The 17,460-nt window shown below is 71.3% G+C and carries 13 protein-coding genes; 9 read left to right on the forward strand and 4 right to left on the reverse strand.

The window, feature by feature from the left end:
• The first annotated feature begins 28 nt into the window (after window positions 1-28).
• From ligA to gatB, 6 genes are all read left to right on the forward strand, one after another.
• The gene (ligA, locus tag ACH4OW_RS18870; protein ID WP_360136572.1) at window positions 29-2,245 is read left to right on the forward strand and encodes an NAD-dependent DNA ligase LigA; all 2,217 of its coding nucleotides are present in this window, start codon (window positions 29-31) and stop codon (window positions 2,243-2,245) included.
• A 156-nt stretch (window positions 2,246-2,401) separates the two neighbouring features.
• A complete protein-coding gene (locus ACH4OW_RS18875; protein ID WP_398029012.1) occupies window positions 2,402-4,519 on the forward strand; it encodes a putative bifunctional diguanylate cyclase/phosphodiesterase in 2,118 nt (705 codons plus the stop codon).
• Window positions 4,520-4,745: 226 nt separating this feature from the next.
• Window positions 4,746-5,042: an Asp-tRNA(Asn)/Glu-tRNA(Gln) amidotransferase subunit GatC gene (gatC, locus tag ACH4OW_RS18880; protein WP_360136571.1), complete on the forward strand. Its 297-nt coding sequence runs from the start codon at window positions 4,746-4,748 to the stop codon at window positions 5,040-5,042.
• A 5-nt stretch (window positions 5,043-5,047) separates the two neighbouring features.
• Window positions 5,048-6,541 (forward strand): Asp-tRNA(Asn)/Glu-tRNA(Gln) amidotransferase subunit GatA, encoded by a 1,494-nt coding sequence (gene gatA, locus ACH4OW_RS18885; RefSeq protein WP_398029014.1) that lies wholly within the window; start codon window positions 5,048-5,050, stop codon window positions 6,539-6,541.
• Window positions 6,538-6,780, forward strand: coding sequence for a hypothetical protein (locus tag ACH4OW_RS18890; RefSeq protein ID WP_360136569.1), 243 nt, complete (start codon window positions 6,538-6,540; stop codon window positions 6,778-6,780). Before gatA ends, ACH4OW_RS18890 begins: the two co-directional genes overlap by 4 nt.
• Window positions 6,781-6,804: 24 nt before the next feature.
• Window positions 6,805-8,313 (forward strand): Asp-tRNA(Asn)/Glu-tRNA(Gln) amidotransferase subunit GatB, encoded by a 1,509-nt coding sequence (gene gatB, locus ACH4OW_RS18895; RefSeq protein WP_360136568.1) that lies wholly within the window; start codon window positions 6,805-6,807, stop codon window positions 8,311-8,313.
• Window positions 8,314-8,369: 56 nt separating this feature from the next.
• Here the strand turns inward: gatB and ACH4OW_RS18900 are convergent, their stop codons facing one another.
• Complete coding sequence (locus tag ACH4OW_RS18900; RefSeq protein ID WP_398029017.1) at window positions 8,370-10,115, reverse strand: chitinase; 1,746 nt, start codon at window positions 10,113-10,115, stop codon at window positions 8,370-8,372.
• A gap of 340 nt (window positions 10,116-10,455) precedes the next feature.
• Between ACH4OW_RS18900 and ACH4OW_RS18905 the strand changes: the two genes are divergently transcribed.
• Complete coding sequence (locus ACH4OW_RS18905) at window positions 10,456-12,081, forward strand: FAD-binding oxidoreductase (protein WP_398029019.1); 1,626 nt, start codon at window positions 10,456-10,458, stop codon at window positions 12,079-12,081.
• Window positions 12,082-12,122: 41 nt separating this feature from the next.
• Here ACH4OW_RS18905 and ACH4OW_RS18910 read toward each other — a convergent pair whose 3' ends face one another.
• The 3 genes from ACH4OW_RS18910 to ACH4OW_RS18920 all read right to left on the reverse strand — a co-directional run bounded on the left by ACH4OW_RS18910 (window position 12,123) and on the right by ACH4OW_RS18920 (window position 13,207).
• The gene (locus ACH4OW_RS18910) at window positions 12,123-12,383 is read right to left on the reverse strand and encodes a hypothetical protein (protein ID WP_360136565.1); all 261 of its coding nucleotides are present in this window, start codon (window positions 12,381-12,383) and stop codon (window positions 12,123-12,125) included.
• A gap of 30 nt (window positions 12,384-12,413) precedes the next feature.
• On the reverse strand, window positions 12,414-12,821 hold the full coding sequence (locus ACH4OW_RS18915; protein ID WP_398029021.1) for a glycine-rich domain-containing protein: 408 nt from the start codon (window positions 12,819-12,821) through the stop codon (window positions 12,414-12,416).
• A 110-nt stretch (window positions 12,822-12,931) separates the two neighbouring features.
• Window positions 12,932-13,207 carry a hypothetical protein gene (locus ACH4OW_RS18920; RefSeq protein ID WP_398029023.1) on the reverse strand — a complete coding sequence of 92 codons (276 nt, stop codon included), beginning with the start codon at window positions 13,205-13,207 and terminating at the stop codon, window positions 12,932-12,934.
• A 578-nt stretch (window positions 13,208-13,785) separates the two neighbouring features.
• Between ACH4OW_RS18920 and ACH4OW_RS18925 the strand changes: the two genes are divergently transcribed.
• Window positions 13,786-14,988 (forward strand): helix-turn-helix transcriptional regulator, encoded by a 1,203-nt coding sequence (locus tag ACH4OW_RS18925; RefSeq protein WP_398029025.1) that lies wholly within the window; start codon window positions 13,786-13,788, stop codon window positions 14,986-14,988.
• Window positions 14,989-15,180: 192 nt separating this feature from the next.
• Window positions 15,181-17,304, forward strand: a complete 2,124-nt coding sequence (locus ACH4OW_RS18930; protein ID WP_398029027.1) for a phosphocholine-specific phospholipase C — start codon at window positions 15,181-15,183, stop codon at window positions 17,302-17,304.
• The last annotated feature ends 156 nt before the right edge of the window (window positions 17,305-17,460 follow it).

Raw genomic sequence — 17,460 nt, forward strand, 5'->3', positions numbered from 1 at the left:
CACTCAAGGACAACGGGAGGACGAGACGGTGGCCGGCGAACAGCACACGGCAGGGCACGCGGTGCCCGCGAAGGCGCGGGACGAGCACGCCCATCTGGCCGAGCAGATCGAGGAGCACCGCTTCCGCTACTACGTGAGGGACGCCCCCGTCGTCAGCGACGCGGAGTTCGACAAGCTGCTGCGGTCCCTGGAGGCGCTGGAGGAGAAGTACCCGGAGCTGCGCACCCCGGACTCCCCGACGCAGAAGGTCGCGGGGCAGTACGAAACGGAGTTCACGGAGGTCGCGCACCGCGAGCGCATGCTCTCGCTGGACAACGCCTTCGACGACGAGGAGCTGGCGGCCTGGGCCGAGCGGCTGGCGACGGAGCTGGGCGGCGACCCGAAGAGCGCCGGCTACCACTTCCTGTGCGAGCTCAAGGTCGACGGCCTCGCGGTCAACCTGACGTACGAGAACGGCCGGCTGACCCGCGCCGCCACCCGCGGCGACGGCCGTACGGGCGAGGACATCACGCCCAACGTCCGCACCATCACCGAGATCCCGGACCGCCTCAAGGGCGACCGGGTCCCGGAGCTGGTGGAGGTCCGCGGCGAGGTCTACTTCCCCATGGAGAAGTTCCTGGAGCTGAACGAGCGGCTGGTGGCCGACGGCAAGCCGCCGTTCGCCAATCCGCGCAACGCCGCCGCCGGTTCGCTGCGCCAGAAGGACCCCAAGGTCACGGCCACCCGCCCGCTGCACATGGTCGTGCACGGCATCGGCGCCCGCGAGGGCTTCGACATCGACTGCCAGTCGCACGCCTACGACCTGCTGCGCGAGTGGGGCCTGCCCACCTCCGACCACAACGAGGTCGTCGACTCCCTGGAGGCCGTGCGCGACTTCATCAAGCGCTACGGCGACCCGGAGACCCGTCGCACGGCCGTCGCCCACGAGATCGACGGCACGGTCGTCAAGCTCGACGAGATCGCTCTACAGGGCCGCCTCGGCGCGACCTCGCGCGCGCCGCGCTGGGCGATCGCGTGGAAGTACCCGCCGGAGGAGGTCAACACCAAGCTGGTGGACATCCGCGTCGGCGTCGGCCGCACCGGCCGCGTCACGCCGTACGCCGTGGTCGAACCGGTGACGGTGGCCGGCTCCGAGGTGGAGTTCGCCACGCTCCACAACCAGGACGTGGTCAAGGCCAAGGGCGTCTACATCGGCGACACGGTCGTGCTGCGCAAGGCGGGCGACGTCATCCCGGAGATCCTGGGGCCGGTGGTGGACCTGCGGGACGGCAGCGAACGGGAGTTCGTGATGCCCGCCGAGTGCCCCGAGTGCGGTACGGCGCTGCAGCCCGCCAAGGAGGGCGACGTCGACCTCCGGTGCCCCAACGCCCGCTCCTGCCCCGCCCAGATCCGCGAGCGGCTGTTCTACCTGGCCGGCCGCAAGTCTCTGGACATCGAGAACTTCGGCTATGTGGCCGCCACGGCGCTGAGCCAGCCCCTGGAGCCCGCCGAGCCGCCGTTGAAGGACGAGGGCGACCTCTTCGACCTGTCCATCGAGCAGCTGCTGCCCATCAAGTCGTATGTGCTCGACCCGGACAGCGGCCTGCCCAAGCGCGACCCCAAGACGGGCGAGGAGAAGGTCGTCACCTTCTTCGCCAACCAGAAGGGCGAGCCGAAGAAGAACGCCCTGGCGATGCTGGAGAACATCCAGGCGGCCAAGGAGCGCCCGCTGGCCCGGGTCCTCACCGGCCTGTCGATCCGTCATGTCGGCCCGGTGGCGGCCCAGGCGCTCGCCCGGGAGTTCCGTTCGCTGGACCGGATCATGGAAGCGAGCGAGGAGGAGCTGGCCGCCGTCGAGGGCGTCGGCGCGACCATCGCGGCCTCGCTCAAGCAGTGGTTCGCCGAGGACTGGCACCGCGAGATCGTGGACAAGTGGCGGGCGGCCGGCGTCCGGATGGAGGAGGAATCCTCAGGAGACGAAGGCCCGCGCCCACTTGAAGGCGTCACCGTCGTTGTAACGGGCACACTTCAGTCACACACCAGAGATGGCGCGAAAGAAGCCCTGCAGCGTCTCGGAGCGAAGGTGACCGGTTCCGTTTCGAAGAAGACCGGTTTCGTGGTGGTGGGAGACAATCCTGGTTCGAAGTACGACAAGGCCATGCAGTTGAAGGTGCCTGTGCTAGACGATGACGGCTTCGCGGTGCTGCTGGAGCAGGGTCCCGATGAAGCACGAGCGGTAGCTGTCACTCCGCCTGAGGGCGAGTGAGAAGTCACCTCATCGGCGCATAGCAGATGGTTCCGGATGGCCGGGTCGCATTCGGGCAACCGCTGCCGATCGCTGCCCGCGGCGGCCTTCTGCGGCCTACTGTTGAGGTGTGCGCCTGCCGTGGCGCGGGCACAGCCGGCTGTGAGAGGTATCGGAATGAAACCGACCGACAGCGCCGCTCGGGCGTCGCGGCTCCGCCGGCTCGCCGTGCCCGCGCTGCCCGCGGCCGTCGTCCTGGTGGCGGGCTGCGCGCTCGGCGCAGGCGTGATCCGGACGCTCGGCGCCGGCCGGGCCCTGTTCCCCGAGGGAGCCGTCGGCTGGGCCCTGGCCATCCTCACCGGCGTCATCGTCGGCCACCTCGTCGCGCTCGGCCGCGACCGCTGGTGGGGCGGCACGGGCTCGGGCGCGGCCCTGGCCCTCGCCGTCCTCCTGCTGTACGGCTGGGTGCCCGCCGTCCTGGTGAGCGTGGCCGTCGTGGTGCTGGTCGGCGCCGCCCGCCGGCACCGCTGGCGACAGGCCCTGCTGCACGGCGCCGTGGACATCCTCGGGATAGGGGCCGCGGCGCTGGGCCTGGCCGCCTTCGACGTCGTACCGACCGTCGAGCACCCGTGGCAGCCCGTGGCCTGGGACCTGTCCGTGCTGCCCGACATACTGGTCGCGGCCCTCGCCTACCTGGTCGTGACCCGCGCGCTGCTGTGGTTCACGATGGCGCCGCGCACCGGCGGCCTGCCCACCATCGCCCGGACGGCCCTGGCCCGGCAGGCCCTGGTCGGCGTGGCGCTGCTCGGCATCTCGCCGCTGATCGTGGTGGCCGCCGTGCACGCGCCGTTCCTGCTGCCGATGTTCGCCGTGCCCCTGATAGCCCTGGACTCCACCCTGTGGATCGCCAGGGCGCGCGCCGAGGAGCAGCTGCGGGACCCGCTGACCGGCCTGCCCAACCGCCAGTGGCTGCTGGAGCGCACCTGGACCGCGCTGGACGACGCCGAGCGCATCGGCGCCCGCTCCGCCCTGGTCCTCATAGACCTCGACCGCTTCCGCTCGGTCAACGACACCCTCGGGCACCTGGCCGGCGACCGGCTGCTGCTCCAGATCGCCGACCGGCTCCGGCACGCGCTGCCGCGCGGCGCCGAGGTCGCCCGGCTCGGCGGCGACGAGTTCGCGGTCCTGCTGCCCACCGCCGACTCCCTGACCAGCGCCCAGCGGGTGGCCCGCAACCTGGTCGCGGCCCTCGGCTCGCCACTGGACCTGGACGGTCTCACCCTCGTGCTCGAAGCCAGCGCGGGGGTCGCGGTCTTTCCCGATCACGCGCTGGACGCCGAGGGGCTGCTGCGGCGCGCCGACGTCGCCATGTACCAGGCCAAGCGGGACCGCAGCGGCGTCGAGGTGTACGAGGCCAAGCGCGACGGCAACACCCCGGACCGGCTGGGCCTGTTGGGTGACCTGCGCCGCGCGCTGGACGCCGGCGACGTGGAGCTGCACTACCAGCCCAAGGTCGGCTTCGACGGCCATGTGGCCGGGCTGGAGGCGCTGGTCCTGTGGGTCCATCCGGAGCGCGGCAGAGTCCCGCCGGACGAGTTCATCGCCATCGCCGAGTCCTCCGGTCTGATGCCGCGCCTGACGGAGTACGTCCTGGAGACCGCGCTCGCCCAGGTGGCCCGGTGGCGCGCCTCCGGCCTGGAGGTGCCGGTCGCCGTCAACGTCTCGCCGCGCGACGTGCACACCCCCGGCTTCGCGGGCGCGGTGGCGGCCAGGCTGGCCCGCCATCAGGTGCCACCGGGGTCCCTCCAGTTGGAGATAACCGAACACGTCCTGCTGGAGGACCCGCAGCGGGCCGCCGACACGCTGGCGGGGCTGACCGGGCACGGCGTCAAGATGTCCCTCGACGACTTCGGCACCGGCTACTCCTCCCTCGTCCACCTGCGCCGCCTGCCGGTCAGCGAGCTCAAGATCGACCGCTCCTTCGTCGCCCGGCTGGCGGTGGACAACGAGGACGCCGAGATCGTCCGCTGCACGCTGGACCTGGCCCACTCGCTGGGCCTGCTCGTCGTCGCCGAGGGCGTCGAGGACGACGAGACCTGGGAGCGGCTGCGGGACCTGGGGTGCGACGCCGTACAGGGCTGGCTGGTCGCCGCCGCGATGCCGCCGGACGAGACCACGGCCTGGCTGCGGGCCCGCGGCGAGCGCGGCTGGCAGCGCGAGGCGGAGCGGGCGGCGGCCGAGCCGCGGCACGAGCGGGCCGCCGCGGTGGAGGAAGCCGACCAGCGCGTCACCTGACCGCGTCACCTGTCCGCGTCACCTGTCCGGGCCCGCCGCCGCTCCCGGCCGCGCGGCCCCCGCGGGGCAGGCGCGGCCCGGCGTCCCGCCCCGTGATCCGGGGCCCACCACGCCGTACCGCCCGGCCCGCGCCCGCGACCGCGGGAATGCGTTTCGAACCCCCGTTGCCTACGCCATAGGATTGGCCCGGACAACAAGCCAAGACACTCACCCTGAGGATCGCTGCATGCCTGGCATCACGCGCGAGGAGGTCGCCCACCTCGCCCGGCTGGCGCGCTTGGAGCTGAAGGGCGAAGAGCTCGATCACTTCGCCGGACAGCTCGACGACATCATCGGCGCGGTCGCCCGCGTCTCCGAGGTCGCCGACCAAGACGTACCGCCGACCTCCCACCCGCTGCCCCTGACCAATGTCATGCGCCCGGACGTGGTCCGTCCGTCGCTGACGCCCGAGCAGGCGCTGTCCGGCGCCCCGGCCCAGGAGCAGCAGCGTTTCAAGGTGCCGCAGATCCTGGGGGAAGAGTGACCGACATGGCAGATCTGATCAAGCTCACCGCCGCCGAGATCGCGGCGAAGATCGCCTCCGGCGAGGTCACGGCCGTCGAGGTCACCGAGGCGCACCTGGCCCGCATCGAGGCCGTCGACGAGAAGGTGCACGCGTTCCTGCACGTGGACCGAGAGGGCGCGCTCGCCCAGGCCCGCGCGGTGGACGCCAAGCGCGAGTGCGGCGAGAAGCTGGGCCCGCTGGCCGGCGTGCCGCTCGCCTTGAAGGACATCTTCACCACGGAGGGCATTCCCACCACCGTCGGCTCGAAGATCCTCGAAGGCTGGATCCCGCCGTACGACGCGACGCTGACCAAGCGGCTCAAGGCCGCCGACGTCGTCATCCTCGGCAAGACCAACATGGACGAGTTCGCCATGGGGTCCTCCACCGAGAACAGCGCCTACGGCCCGACCGGCAACCCCTGGGACCTCACCCGCATCCCCGGCGGCTCCGGCGGCGGCTCCTCCGCCGCCCTGGCCGCCTACGAGGCCCCGCTCGCCATCGGCACGGATACCGGCGGCTCCATCCGCCAGCCCGCCGCCGTCACCGGCACCGTCGGCGTCAAGCCCACCTACGGCGCGGTCTCCCGCTACGGCATGGTGGCGTTCTCCTCGTCCCTCGACCAGGGCGGCCCCTGCGCCCGTACGGTCCTGGACGCGGCCCTGCTGCACGAGGCCATCGCCGGCCACGACGAGCTGGACTCGACCTCCATCGACGCGCCGGTCCCACCGGTCGTCGAGGCGGCCCGCAACGGCGACGTCAAGGGCATGCGCATCGGCGTCGTCAAGGAGTTCTCCGGCGAGCACTACCAGGCCGGCGTCATGCAGCGCTTCAACGAGTCCGTGGAGCTGCTGCGCGAGCTGGGCGCGGAGATCGTCGAGATCTCCTGCCCCTCCTTCGACCTCGGCCTGTCGGCGTACTACCTCATCGCGCCGTCCGAGTGCTCCTCGAACCTGGCCCGCTTCGACGCCATGCGCTACGGCCTGCGGGTCGGCGACGACGGCACGAGGTCGGCCGAGGAGGTCACGGCCCTGACCCGCGAGGCCGGCTTCGGCCCCGAGGTCAAGCGCCGCGTGATGCTCGGCACGTACGCGCTCAGCTCCGGCTACTACGACGCGTACTACGGCTCCGCCCAGAAGGTGCGCACGCTCATCACCCGGGACTTCGAGAAGGCGTTCGAGCAGGTCGACGTGCTCGTCTCCCCGACGACGCCGACCACCGCCTTCCCGATCGGCGAGCGCGCCGACGACCCGATGGCGATGTACCTGGCCGACCTGTGCACGATCCCGACGAACCTGGCAGGCAACGCGGCCATGTCGCTGCCCTGCGGCCTGGCCCCCGAGGACGGGCTGCCGGTGGGTCTGCAGATCATCGCTCCTGCCATGGCCGACGACCGGCTCTACAAGGTCGGTGCCGCGGTCGAGGCCGCGTTCACCGCCCGTTGGGGGCACCCGCTGCTTGAGGAGGCACCGTCCCTGTGAGTGGAAAGCTCGCGAAGGCCAAGGGCTTCAAGAAGTCCAAGGCCGGTACGTATCTGTCCATCGGCACCACGCTGTTCGGTGCGGTGAGCGTCGTCAAGCAGGCGAAGAAGGCGAAGGGCGAGCAGGACAAGCTCCAGCTCCTCGACGCCGTCGTCTCCGCCGCCGCCATCGCCACCGGAGTCGCGCTGCTGATCCGCGATCTGCGTCGTCTCGCCGACGACGACGTGCTCGCGGGCTGAGCGGGACTGAGAGGTTAGTTTTCCGTGACCGTCACTGAACTGGTGTCGTACGAGGACGCGCTGGCCACCTACGACCCCGTGATGGGTCTTGAGGTGCACGTCGAACTCGGCACCAAGACCAAGATGTTCTGCGGGTGTTCGACCACCCTGGGTGCCGACCCCAACTCGCAGACCTGCCCCACCTGCCTCGGCATGCCCGGCTCGCTGCCGGTCGTCAACGCGGTCGGCGTCGAGTCCGCCGTCAAGATCGGCCTGGCGCTGAACTGCTCCATCGCCGAATGGTGCCGTTTCGCCCGGAAGAACTACTTCTATCCGGACATGCCGAAGAACTTCCAGACGTCGCAGTACGACGAGCCCATCGCCTTCGACGGGTACCTGGACGTCCAGCTGGAGGACGGCGAGATCTTCCGCGTGGAGATCGAGCGCGCCCACATGGAGGAGGACACCGGCAAGTCCACCCACGTGGGCGGCGCGACGGGCCGTATCCACGGCGCCTCGCACTCCCTCCTGGACTACAACCGCGCCGGCATCCCGCTCATCGAGATCGTCACCAAGCCCATCCAGGGCGCGGGCGAGCGGGCCCCCGAGGTCGCCAAGGCGTACGTCGCCGAGCTGCGCGAGCTGATCAAGGCGCTGGGCGTCTCCGAGGCCCGCATGGAGATGGGCCAGATGCGCTGCGACGTGAACCTGTCGCTGCGCCCGAAGGGCACCGAGAAGTTCGGCACCCGCTCGGAGACGAAGAACGTCAACTCGCTGCGGTCGGTCGAGCGGGCCGCGCGCTTCGAGATCCAGCGGCACGCGGCCGTGCTGTCCTCGGGCGGCACGATCATCCAGGAGACCCGCCACTTCCACGAGGAGGACGGCTCCACCACCCCCGGCCGGGTCAAGGAGGAGGCCGAGGACTACCGGTACTTCCCGGAGCCCGACCTCGTCCCGGTGGCCCCGTCCCGCGAGTGGGTCGAGGAGCTGCGCAAGGGCCTGCCCGAGCTGCCGCGCGTACGCCGTAACCGGCTGCGCGAGGAGTGGGGCGTCTCCGAGCACGACATGCAGTCGATCCTGAACGCGGGCGCCGTGGACCTGATCGTCGCCACCATCGAGGCCGGCGCGGACTCCGCCGCCGCCCGCAAGTGGTGGATGGGCGAGCTGGCCCGCCGCGCCAACGAGGACGGCGTCGATCTCGCCGCCCTGCCGATCACCCCGCAGCAGGTCGCGCGGGTGGCGGCGCTGGTCGCCGAGGGCTCCCTCAACGACAAGCTGGCCCGCCAGACCATCGAGGGCGTCCTCGCGGGCGAGGGCGACCCGGACACCGTCGTCGACAAGCGCGGCCTGAAGGTCGTCTCCGACGAGGGCGCGCTGGGCAAGGCCGTCGACGAGGCCATCGAGTCCAACGCGGCCATCGCCGACAAGATCCGCGGCGGCAAGGTCGCGGCGGCCGGCGCGCTGGTCGGCGCGGTCATGAAGGCCACCCGCGGCCAGGCCGACGCGGCCCGCGTCCGTGAGCTGATCCTGGAGAAGCTGGGCGTCGAGGGCTGACACCCGGTACGCGAGGGGCGGCACACCACCGGTGTGCCGCCCTTCTGCATGCCGCCTTACGGCAGGTTGTGCACGTGCGGGCCCACGCCGTTCGACCAGGCGTTGCCGGTCGCCGCGTCCCAGTTCGTGGACCAGGTCATGGCGCCGCGCAGGGACGGGTAGGTCTTGGCGGGCTTGAAGGAGCCGCAGCCGGTGCCCTTGGTGAGGCAGTCCAGCGCGTTGTTGACGATGCCGGGGGAGACGTAGCCGCCGCCCGCGGCGCGGGTCGAGGCGGGCACGCCGATGCCGACCTGCGACGGGTCGAGGCCCCCTTCGAGCTGGATGCAGGCCAGCGCGGTCAGGAAGTCCACCGTGCCCTGCGAGTAGACCTTGCCGTCACAGCCGAGCATCGAACCGCTGTTGTAGTACTGCATGTTGACGACGGTGAGGATGTCCTTGATGTTCAGCGCGGTCTTGAAGTAGCCGCCCTGGGTGGACTGCATGTCGATGGTCTGCGGGGCCATGGTGATGACCAGCTTGCTGCCCGCCTTCTGGGACAGCGAGCGCAGGGCCTGCGACATGTAGGTCGGGTTGATGCCGTTTTCGAGGTCGATGTCGACGCCGTTGAAGCCGTACTCCTGCATCAGCGCGTAAGCACTGTTGGCGAAGTTGTTCGCGGAGGCGGAGTCGTTGACGGAGATGGTGCCCTTCTCGCCGCCGACGGACAGGATGACGTTCTTGCCGGCCGCCTGCTTCGCCTTGATGTCGGCCTTGAACTGGGCGACCGTGTAGCCGCCCAGGCCCGCCGAGTCGAGGTTGAAGGTGATCGCGCCGGGCGTCGTGGTGGCGTCGGCGAAGGAGACCGCGATGATGTCGTACTGGTCGGACACATCGCTGATCTTCTGTACGGTCGCGCCGTTGTTGAAGTTCTGCCAGTAGCCGGTGACCGCGTGCTTCGGCACGGAGGGGCCGGGGCCGCCGCCACCCGGGGACGTGGTGGCGGTGACGGCCGCCGACTTGGCGGACTCGCCGGCCGCGTTGGTCGCGGTGACCTCGAAGCGGTACGCGGTGGCGGGGCTCAGCCCGGTCACGGTGGCCGAGGTGCCGGTGACGGCCTGGACCTTGGTGCCGTCGCGGTAGACCTGGTAGCCGGTGGCGAACTTGGCTGGGCTCCAGGACAGGGCGACGGAGGACGCGGTGACCGCGCCGGCGGTCAGGCCGGCGGGGGCGTTCGGCACCGGGTCGCCGGGGTTGCCGCCTCCGCCGTCCGGCCCGAAGACGCTGATGTCGTCGGCGAAGAAGGCGGGCTGCCCGTACCAGCCGTGGGTGTAGACGGTGACCGAGGTGGTGGAGGGGCCAGTGGTGAAGGTGGTGTTCAGCTGCTGCCAGGTGGCGGCGTTCGCCGTCCAGGTGGACACGTCGGTGGTGCCGGTGCCGCTCGCGCCGAGGTAGACGTACGAGCCCTGGACGTAAGCGCTCAGCTTGTACGTGGAGTTGGGCTGGACGGCCACGGTCTGCGAGCACTTAGCCTGGTCGGCGCCGGACGGGGTGGCTTTCAGGGCCGAGGTGCCGCCGTGCACGGGGGAGGACACGGTGGCGCCGGAGGCCGCCGAGCAGGTCCAGTCGGCGAGGCCGGCCTCGAAGCCGGGGTTCTTGGCGTTGTTGACGTCGGCGGCGGCCCGGGTGGCGGTGTGGGGAGCCGCCGAGGCGCCGGCCTGGGTGCCGGTGACGGCCAGGGCGGCGGCCGCCAGGCCGGTGAAGGCGGTGGTGAGCCACCGTCTGTGCCGGGAGCGTGGGGTGCGGGACGTGAGGGGGTGCGGCATGGCTGTCTCCAAGTCCTGGGCCCGGAAGGGCCGTCCGCCCGGTCCGGAGGCAGGGCGGTCGTTGCGCACAAAATGGTCCAGACCAATGCGGTTGTCAAGACTTCGTGAAGTCTTTCGTCTCTGTTACCGCTGCCGTACGGGCGGCGAAAACCGTCCTCGGGGGCGATGCGCGCCCACTGCGCGCCCTCCTGGAGGAGGGGAAGCGACGCGTGGCGTACCTCTTCCTCCCTACGGCGGAGGTGGTCACCGGGAACGATGATCGGGCGCCCGGCGGGCCCGAAAGTGGAGGGGTGCACCGACACAGATTCCGTCACCACCCACACAGTTACAGGAGCGGACCATGGTTGAAGTAGCGCGCCGGACCTTGCTCGCGGGAGCGGCCGCGCTGGGAGGCGCGGCCGCGGGACTGGCCGCGCCGGGCACCGCCGCCGCGGCCCCGGCCGCCCCCGCTGCCGCCGCGTCCGGCCGGCCGCCGGGGCAGGGCCCGGTCACGCTCGGCCCCGGTGACCCGCGGTATTCCTCCCTCACCCGCCGCGGCAGCAACGGGCGCTTCGTCGGCACACCCGAGCGCGTCCACGTCGTGAGCACCACCGAGCAGGTCGTCACCGCCGTACAGCAGGCCGTACGGGACGGCAAGCGCATCGCCGTGCGCAGCGGCGGCCACTGCTTCGAGAACTTCGTGGACGACCCGTCCGTCCGCGTACTGATCGACACCTCACCCATGCGCGAGGTTCGCTACGACGCCGCCCGGCGCGCGTTCGCCGTCGAGCCCGGCGCCCTGCTCGGCGAGGTCTACCGAGCCCTCTTCCTCGGCTGGGGCGTCTCCATCCCGGCCGGCGCCACCGCGGAGGTCGGGGTCGGCGGGCACGTCCTCGGCGGCGGGTACGGCACGCTCTCACGGCGGTACGGGCTGTCCGTCGACCACCTGCACGCCGTCGAGGTCGTGGTGGTGGACCGCTCCGGCACGGCCCGCAGCGTCGTGGCCACCCGCGACCCCAAGGACCCGCACCACGACCTGTGGTGGGCGCACACCGGCGGCGGTGGCGGCAACTTCGGCATCGTCACCCGCTACTGGTTCCGCGACCCGGCGGCCGAGGGCGACGACCCCGCTCGGCTGCTGCCCAAGGCCCCGGGGGCCCTGCTGAGCTTCTCCGCGACCTGGGACTGGAAGAACCTCGACGAGCGCGCCTTCACCCGGCTGGCGCGCAACCACGGCACCTGGCACGAGCACGACAGCGCCCCGGACTCCCGGTACGCCGACCTGTTCAGCGTGCTGATGCTCACCACCCGCAACACCGGCGAGATCATGCTGGTGGGCCAGCTGGACGCCACCGCGCCCGGCGCCGAGCGGCGGATGCGCGCCTACGTGGACGCCGTCGGGCGCGGCGTGGGCGCCGAGCCCGCCGTCCGGCACCAGGTCCGGCCGTGGCTGGAGGCGGTGGCCGCCGTGCAGGAGAGCGCGCCGACCCCGTACAAGGTCAAGTCCGGCTACCTGCGCAAGCGGTACACGGACCGGCAGATCGCCGAGGCGTACCGGCACCTGACGGACGCGGTGCCGGAAGGCGTCACCGGGGCGCTGTGGCTGGTCTCGTACGGCGGGAAGGTCAACGCCGTCGCGCCGGACGCGACCGCCGTCGCCCAGCGGGACTCGATCCTCAAGGCGATCTGCATGACCGGCTGGGAGGGAACGGACGAGGCCGGGGCGAAGCACCTGGCCTGGGTGCGCGGCTTCTACCGCGACGTCTACGCGGACACCGGCGGCGTACCCGTGCCCGGCGAGGTCAGCGACGGCTCCTTCATCAACTACCCGGACCGCGACCTGGCCGACCCGAATCTGAACACCTCCGGCGTCCCCTGGCACACGCTCTACTACAAGGACAACTATCCGCGGCTGCAAAAGATCAAGGCCCGCTGGGACCCACGCGACGAGTTCCGGCACGACCTGTCCATCCGCCCGCCGCGCTGACCGAAGCCGCGCCCGGCCTTCGGGCAGGCCGGGGCGGGCGGTCAGTTGCCGCCGGGCGGGACGACGAAGCCTCGCGTGGGCCCTCCGTCGGCCCGTCGCAGGGGTTTCGGGTCGGCTTCCCCGAACTGGGCGACGACGGCCGCCAGCACGTCAGGGGTGGTGTCCTTCCGCACCGTGGGATCGGGGCTGTCGTACACGCGCCATGCCCCCGCCGTATCGTCCGGGTTCTCCGGCGCCACGATCCCAGGGATACCCAGTTGCCTCAGCGTGGCGTCCACGTGCCGGGCCTCTTCCGCGTCCATGCCGTCACCTTCTCTGCCGGGGGCGGCAGCCTAGCTGTCCTGACCGCCGCCATGTGAGCCGCAGCCACCGGGGTTGATGGGGCCGCAACCGCCCGGCTTCGGGGTGTGCGAGCAGTTCGCCGCAACCGGTACGAGGGCCTTGGCCGGCCCCGTCCACAGCTCGCCGTCCACGCTGTGCCCGGCCTGTTCGATCAAGGCCGCAGTACGGGTCAGCGCGTGCGGGTCGTGCCGCCCGGGGTCCGGCCGTTCCGGGTAGTGGTGCACGAATCGTCCGAGCCGTTCGCACACCGTGGCGTACGGGGCCGTGTGCAGGATCAGCGCATGCCACCCCTCGTCCACCACGCGTGATGGGGTGATCTTCACCGTGGGGAATTTGGTGGCGGCGTCCACGAACTTGAGCGCTTCCGCGACGATCCGAGTGGCCGTAGCCTCATCCATGCCGGGATTGTTGTCGATGACCGTTGCGACGACGCCCCCGAATGCAGCAGGGGTGAGTAGTGCGCGTACATCGTGCATGTGCTGTGCCTGTCCGTTGAGGTCGGTGGCGCTCAATGAGGCGCCGGAAGCGGCGGAATGTCCGCCTGCCCCTCGTTCAGTTCCAGGCGGCGTACGAGTGCCACGTCCTGGAAGGTCCGGGCGAACGTCGGGTGCCCCGTACGGCCCGTGTGTGCCATCGCCGCCAGGTCGGCTGCCTTCAGGTCGGCGGTCGGTGTCAGCGTCCACGGGCATCCGCCGGTCAGGCAGCACGCCGATACGGTGATCTCGCTCTGCGGGTGCGTGCCGATGGCGTGCTGCACGGCGCGGATCACGCTGCGGGGACTCATGGGCGTAGCGCCGGTGCGGCGGTCGGCAGTCCCATCACGCGCGGCTCGTGAGGGTGGTTACGGATCTCCAGCGAACAGTCCAGGGCCGCCGAGTGGTCGGTGTAGCCGTCCATGGTGCCCTTTCCCGTCCGGTACGCCCGTCGCCATGCCGCAGTGTGCGCACATACCCCGCAGTCCTGGACCGGCGCCGGTTCGAGTGACGGGGCCCGTACGGGGAGAACCACCGGCGGTTCCGGGTAGCCGCGGTGGCGCGTGGCGCGGGCCCGGCTGACGACCGGACGTGTCCAGGTGAGCGCCCGCGCGCGCTCCTCGCCGGTGGGCTTGCGCAGCTGGTCGGGACGCGCCGCCCATTCACGTCCTCCACCGGGCGGGACGAGGTACAGGCCCCTTCGAGCTGCCTGCGTACCTCGCCGATCCTGTCGTTCGTAGCGTCCACCGCGTACGTTCCCGTGGTGGGGGCCCAGTCGTAGGCCATGGTGCATCGCCGTCCCCTCGGTGCTTCGTGGGACGATCTTTGCGCCGGACCGGTGCGGCCACCAGCGGCCCCGTGTAGGCCAGGTGTCGGCCAGACTGGCCCCATGGGAAGCAGCATCGGGGCCAACATCCGGCGTGAGCGGGACCGTTGTGGGTGGAGTCAGGAGCGCTTGGCGCACGAGATCTGCCGGGGCGCCGGGGTCATGGGTGGGCCGGTCGGCCGCCAGGAGGTCAGCCGTTGGGAGAAGGGGAAGCGCACGCCCCGCCAGTGGCTGCCGTTCATCGCTGCCGCCCTGGGGGTGCCCGAGGACGTGCTCAAGGAGCTGCGGGAGGTCGATGAGCCGGCCTTGCCGACGCTGGCGGACTACCTGCCCGACAGTGATCCGCTGGCCCCGCTCAGCGCTCGCGAGGGCCGTCGTGTCGGTCTGCGGCAGGTGGGTGACCTGCAAGAGCGTGTGCACGGGCTCAGGCTCGCCGACGACGTGCTGGCCGGGGGCGACTTGATCCGTCCCGCTCTGCGGGAACTCCGCGCCGCCGTGCGGGTCTACAAGGAGGGCAGCCACTCCGAAGAGGTGGGGCGTGCTCTCCTCGGGCAGATCGGGGAGTTGGCGCAGATCGCGGGATGGATCGCCGGCGACGCCGGGCAGCATGCGGACGCGGAGCGCGTCTACCGGCTCGGGATGAGCGCGGCGATGCAGGCGGACGACCGGACGCTGGCCGGGAACCTCGCCGGCTCGCTGGCCTATCAGCTGAGCAACACCGGCAGGGAGGCCGAAGGGGTCCGGCTCGCGCGGGCGGCCCTCGAAGGAGCAGGGCCGGAGGCGCCTCCGAAAGCCCGCGCGCTGTACCTCGATCGGGTGGCATGGGCCCACACCAAGGCAGGGGAAACCCAGTCCGCCATGCGAGCACTGGGAGAGGCCGGTGAGGCGCTGGCCGAGGACAGCGCGGAGATTGAGTCACCCGCCTACCTGTACTGGGTGGACGCCGGGGAACTGAAAGTCATGGAGAGCAGGGTCTACACGGAGATACACCGCCCCCTACGGGCTGTCCCCCTGCTGCGGGACGTGCTCAGCCGGTACGACGCGACGCACACTCGGGAACTGGCCCTGTACCTGTCGTGGCTGGCCGTCGCTCTGGCCGACGCCAATGAACCGGAGGAGGCGGCAGCGACAGCGGAACGGGTCATCGCGCTGAGTGCGGCCGTGACCAGTGACCGTACGGCTGCTCGGGTGCGGGTCGTGCTGGAACGGCTGGAGGGCCACCGGGACGTGCCGGAAGTCCAGGCGGTGCTCGACGGCGCTGCGTGAGTGCCGGAGGGGGAGGGGTGCGACCCGCCCGCCGCATGACTCCACAACCGGAACCGGACCCATCTGTTCGCGAAAACGTCACCCCGGCACCTGTCGCCCGCCATCGCGCTCCACTACCGTCCCGCTCGCACCAGCCAATGGGCTGCGTGTGAACCATTGCCCGACCGTGGGCAGTCGACTGGGAGGTCGAGCGTGGCATCCGAGGTATCTCGAAGGCGGATCGTGGGACTTGGCGCGGCGGCGGCAGGAGCGGCCGCCGTCGGTTCGTTCCTGCCGCCGTCGTTGCAGCAGGCGCTGGCGGCGGAGCGGCCCGCGGCCGGGCGCGGGCACGGCGGGGGCGGTCTCGGCGACATCAGGCACGTCGTCGTGCTGATGCAGGAGAATCGTTCCTTCGACCACTACTTCGGGATGCTGCGCGGCGTACGCGGCTACGCCGACCGCAACGCCGTCCGGCTCCCCGGCGGCCGAAGCGTCTACGAGCAGCCGGGCGCGCTCGGTATCGGCACCGTCCTGCCCTTCTCGGTCCGGGAGGCCGCGGCGGCCCAGAAGAAGGACCTCCAGTACATCGGGGCGCTCAACCACGAGTGGTCCGGCGGCGCCAGGGCCTGGCACAACGGCTGGATGGACAACTGGGTCACCGCGAAGACCGCCGCCACCATGGCCCACTACGACCGCCAGGACGTGCCGCTGCACTACGAACTCGCCGACACCTTCACCGTCTGCGACGCCTACCACTCCTCGATCCACTCCTCCACCAGCCCCAACCGCAACCACCTGGTCAGCGGCTGGACCGGATTCGAGCCGGGCTCCGGCAAGCGCGCGGTGGGCAACGACGCCTACGCGGAGGACACCCACCCCGGCTACACCTGGACCACGTACGCCGAGCGCCTGGAGAAGGCCGGGCACAGCTGGCGCGTCTACCAGGAGTGGGACAACTTCACCGACAACAACCTGGAGTTCTTCGCCACCTTCAAGGCCGTCATGAAGAAGGCCCTCGCCAAGGTGGGCGGCGGCGTGCAGAACATGACCGCCTTCTACGGGAAGGTCGCCGCGGCGGGGGAAGCGGAGCGCAAGCGCTTGCAGGGACTGCTGGAGGAAGGCGTACGGGCGCTTAGCGCGGCCGACCGCAGCCTTTTCGAGCGCGCGCTGCGACGCGGTGAGCCGGGTTCCACGGCGACCGCCTTCGCCGCCGACGTCGCCTCGGGCAAGCTGCCCGAGGTGTCCTACATCGTCCCGTCCGCCGCGGACTCCGAGCACCCGGGTTCCTCCTCGCCCGTCGCCAGCGCCACCATCGTCTACAAGGTGCTCGACGCGCTCGGCAAGAACCCGGACGTGTGGCGGCACACCGCGCTGTTCCTCACCTACGACGAGAACGACGGGTTCTTCGACCACGTGCCGCCGCCGGTGCCGCCGGCCGGCACGGACGGCGAGTTCCACGACGGCAAGCCGACCGGGCTGGGCATCCGCGTACCGATGATCGTGATCTCGCCCTGGACGGTGGGCGGCTACGCCTGCTCGCAGGTCTTCGACCACACCTCGATCGTCCGCTTCATGGAGCGCTGGACGGGCGTGCGCGAACCCAACATCAGCGCCTGGCGGCGCACCGTCTGCGGCGACCTGACCAGCGCCTTCGACTTCTCGCGCGGCCGTAGGAAGCCCGCCGTCGACCAGCCGGGCGCCATCCCGCCGTTCAGCGGGCGCTGGTCGCCGCGCCCGCCCCGCGAGCAGCAGCTGCCCCGCCAGGAGCCGGGCACCCGGCCCGCGCGCCCGCTGCCGTACCAGCCCGACGCGGACGGCGCGTACGACGCGGGCGCGGGGCGCTTCCGGCTGGCGGTGCGCAACGGCGGCCGGGCGAGCGCGCACTTCGCGCTGTACCCGTACGCGGGCGAGTACCAGGAGCCGCAGCACCGTGACGTACGAGGGAAGGACATCTGGGACATCCCCGTCAAGGACGGCGCGTACCGTTTCACCCTCACGGGGCCGAACGGCTTCCGGCGCGAGCACGCCGGCACGGCGGCGGGCGCCGCCGCGGCGGTCCGCGTCTCCACCCGCCTGGACGCGGACCGGCGGGAGATCCACCTCACGGTCGTCAACGGGGGGCGCACCGAGCTGACCCTCACGCTGAAGCCGCTGGCGTACGGCGACGCCGCGCCGCGCACACTCCGGGTGAAGGCGGGCGGCACCCGCACCGTCGCACACCGCGCGGCCGCCGCGCACGGCTGGTACGACCTGGAGCTGACCGCGGCGCAGGACGCGTCCTTCCACCGCCGCTTCATGGGCCACATCGAGAACGGAAAGGAATCGATCACGGGCTGACCGGAGGCGGGCGCAGCCGGTCGGTTCACGGTCGCGGGCCGGGTTCCGCTTCCGGGTCCCTTTGTGGGGAAGTCCACAAAGAGGACAAAGGATCTTTTCGTGCTGCCACTCTGCAAGAGGTACGGGGCCGCCGCCCCTTCGTCGGCAGGCTGCGGT

Source organism: Streptomyces sp. NPDC017056 (assembly GCF_044332485.1).
Classification (GTDB): Bacteria; Actinomycetota; Actinomycetes; order Streptomycetales; family Streptomycetaceae; genus Streptomyces.

What these genes read in the sequence shown, in the direction of transcription:
- gatA (WP_398029014.1), top strand. Translation starts at nt 5,048, where the DNA reads ATGGCAGATCTGATCAAGCTCACCGCCGCCGAGATCGCGGCGAAGATC.
- ACH4OW_RS18915 (WP_398029021.1), bottom strand. Translation starts at nt 12,821, where the DNA reads ATGGATGAGGCTACGGCCACTCGGATCGTCGCGGAAGCGCTCAAGTTC.
- gatC (WP_360136571.1), top strand. Translation starts at nt 4,746, where the DNA reads ATGCCTGGCATCACGCGCGAGGAGGTCGCCCACCTCGCCCGGCTGGCG.
- ACH4OW_RS18920 (WP_398029023.1), bottom strand. Translation starts at nt 13,207, where the DNA reads ATGAGTCCCCGCAGCGTGATCCGCGCCGTGCAGCACGCCATCGGCACG.
- ACH4OW_RS18910 (WP_360136565.1), bottom strand. Translation starts at nt 12,383, where the DNA reads ATGGACGCGGAAGAGGCCCGGCACGTGGACGCCACGCTGAGGCAACTG.
- ACH4OW_RS18905 (WP_398029019.1), top strand. Translation starts at nt 10,456, where the DNA reads ATGGTTGAAGTAGCGCGCCGGACCTTGCTCGCGGGAGCGGCCGCGCTG.
- ACH4OW_RS18900 (WP_398029017.1), bottom strand. Translation starts at nt 10,115, where the DNA reads ATGCCGCACCCCCTCACGTCCCGCACCCCACGCTCCCGGCACAGACGG.
- ACH4OW_RS18875 (WP_398029012.1), top strand. Translation starts at nt 2,402, where the DNA reads ATGAAACCGACCGACAGCGCCGCTCGGGCGTCGCGGCTCCGCCGGCTC.
- ACH4OW_RS18925 (WP_398029025.1), top strand. Translation starts at nt 13,786, where the DNA reads ATGGGAAGCAGCATCGGGGCCAACATCCGGCGTGAGCGGGACCGTTGT.